We start from the raw sequence: 767 nt of genomic DNA, 5'->3' as shown, positions 1-767 counted from the left end.
CGAGACTTTTCAAATCCCGTGCAACGACCTGACGAGCAATATACCCTGTCTCTGAACGTGCAGGAAAAAGATAAAGACTTTCAGCATATTTTCCCTGATCACGCAAGCTTAACCACTGAGAAAGAACTTGACATGCTTTTTTTGATAACAGCACCATTCGCTCTTTTTTGCCCTTACCTCGAACCAAAATACTGTAATCTTTTCCGCGGACAGCCTGCACCGGAAGGCTCACCAACTCACTGATACGCAGCCCTGTTGCATAAAGCATTTCAATCAACAATTGTAAACGCAATGCGCGAAAGTGACCTTTGGACCCATAATCTTCCTGATTGACTTCCAACTGCGCTAAATCGAGCAATTTCGTCACCACATTCTCACTAACAACTTTAGGCAAAGGACGCCCCTGACGCGGTGCATCAATATTATGAGACGGATCATCTGCTCTCAATCCTTCGGCATAAAGAAATTGATAAAACTGACGTAAAGTTGATAAACGACGTGCTTGCGAAGACGCCGCAAAACCAAGAGTATGCATAAGCGACAAAAGACCAATTAAATCTTCTCTTTGTGCTGAAAAAAGTGAAACAGAGTGCGAAAACAATTCGTCTTGTGCCCACTGTAAATCACGTTGATAAGCTGCAAGCGTATGCTCACAAGCCCCTCGCTCAGCACTCATCATCTCAAGAAAATGGTCTATCACAGTATTACTTTTCATTTCATTAATTCGCTTTTGAAGAAAGGTTCCATGAATCCAAAGGGACATCGAC

At 43.0% G+C, this 767-nt stretch carries 1 protein-coding gene; it reads right to left on the bottom strand.

The genetic code is table 11. The features are described from left to right. The coding region (locus ACFINS_RS10135) for a tyrosine-type recombinase/integrase (RefSeq protein ID WP_375706193.1) at positions 1-715 on the bottom strand (715 nt) is incomplete at its 3' end. Between the last annotated feature and the right edge of the window lie 52 nt (positions 716-767).

This window comes from Bartonella sp. AA2SXKL (genome assembly GCF_042197205.1).
Classification (GTDB): Bacteria; Pseudomonadota; Alphaproteobacteria; order Rhizobiales; family Rhizobiaceae; genus Bartonella.
The sequence above is the reverse complement of the archived record's forward strand: the minus strand, read 5'-3'. Positions and strand labels throughout refer to the sequence as shown.